The organism is Lactobacillus fornicalis, from assembly GCF_055362665.1.
The window spans coordinates 1-1,319 of record NZ_JBLTIM010000044.1 but is presented as its reverse complement, the minus strand read 5'-3'; the positions used below and the strand labels follow the sequence as shown (position 1 = coordinate 1,319).

At 31.6% G+C, this 1,319-nt stretch carries 2 protein-coding genes; both read right to left on the bottom strand.

What is annotated here, in order from left to right; genetic code table 11:
- Nucleotides 1-6: 6 nt before the first annotated feature.
- Nucleotides 7-963, bottom strand: coding sequence for an LPXTG cell wall anchor domain-containing protein (locus ACNDLV_RS07470; RefSeq protein WP_048588182.1), 957 nt, complete (start codon nt 961-963; stop codon nt 7-9).
- Between the two features lie 15 nt (nt 964-978).
- A complete protein-coding gene (gene rpmG, locus ACNDLV_RS07465) occupies nt 979-1,131 on the bottom strand; it encodes a 50S ribosomal protein L33 (RefSeq protein ID WP_006587301.1) in 153 nt (50 codons plus the stop codon).
- Between the last annotated feature and the right edge of the window lie 188 nt (nt 1,132-1,319).

Below are 1,319 nucleotides of genomic sequence, written 5' to 3'. Positions count from 1 at the left end.
ACTATTTTACGGTCTCAGAAGTTTAGAAGCGAATAATGATAATAATCCTAAAAATGTTAACAATAGAGCAGATTTTGTACCAGTTTGTGGTAAATTTTGGACTTGATGCTTAATTGGTAAATTCGTTGCTGAAGTTACCTTGTCTGAAGCAGTTGCTGCTATATGAAGAGCTTGCTTTTTCAAATCTTCTGAGGAAGTAGAATTGGCTTTATTTGAATTTGAAAGAGAAGTAGAATTTGTACTACTTGATAAAAGATTTGAAGATGAACTACTTGCAGAGTTTTGTTCAGAAATTTTTGCTTCTGTAGTTTCAAGAATGAAGTCCTTACTCTTATTACCACCTAAGTCATAACGAATTGAATAGCCCGTTGTTAGGCCAGGAACTGCTACGCTATAATTAACACCTTTTTTCAAACCATCAGCTTCTGTGAATGTTACACTACCTTGGCTGTTTACCTTTTTAGTTAAAACTTCTGTTGAACCATCAGTTAAGTTACGTAATTTCACTTCGGTCCCTTCACTTAATGGTAAACCATTAGTGTAATGAGCATTTACTGTATATGTTAAAGGTAGCTCTGCTCCTGGCAAGTTTACTGTAAAAGTTTTTGAGATATTAGAGTTGCCAGAACTCAGTTGCAAAGTATAATTTAGCTTTTGATTATTGACAAAAACTTCATAACTAATGCCAGTTTTTAGTCCATCTGTTGCATTAAACGTTAGAGCCCCCGAAGCATTAACAGTTTTAGAAATAGTTTCGTTATTTGCTAGATTTTTTAGTTGTACATAACTACCGGACTCAATTGGTAAACCATTTGTATAACGAAAGATTCCTGTAAAGCTTACTCCTGAATTTACTTCTGTTGTTGAGGATAAATCATCCGCTTTGACAATCGAATTTTGATTAGTTCCAACTAAAATAGCTCCTGAAACCATCAAACTTGCTAATAATAATTTTGATTTCATTCATTTTCCTTTCAACTATTTACTGATTTCGACAAATTCTGCTCTTTTTTGTAACTTAGGTGAATATTTCATTAACCGAAGTCTTTCAGGAGTATTGTGTTTATTTTTACTAGTAATATAAATACGTTCACTAGTTTGTCGACATTCCAAAATAATATTATTTCTCATCTTCTTTTCCTTTCTAGAACTTTTCTTGTAAACAAAGTAGCAATTTTAAGTGTTCATAATTTTAATCCTCGCTTGCTAAATATAAATCTTTACAGAATATCGAATTACTTTTATTTTGTCAAATGTTTTTTAACTGAACTTTCTTTTTTACTATTTAAGTAGCCGTATTTCTGAGACCGTAAAATAGT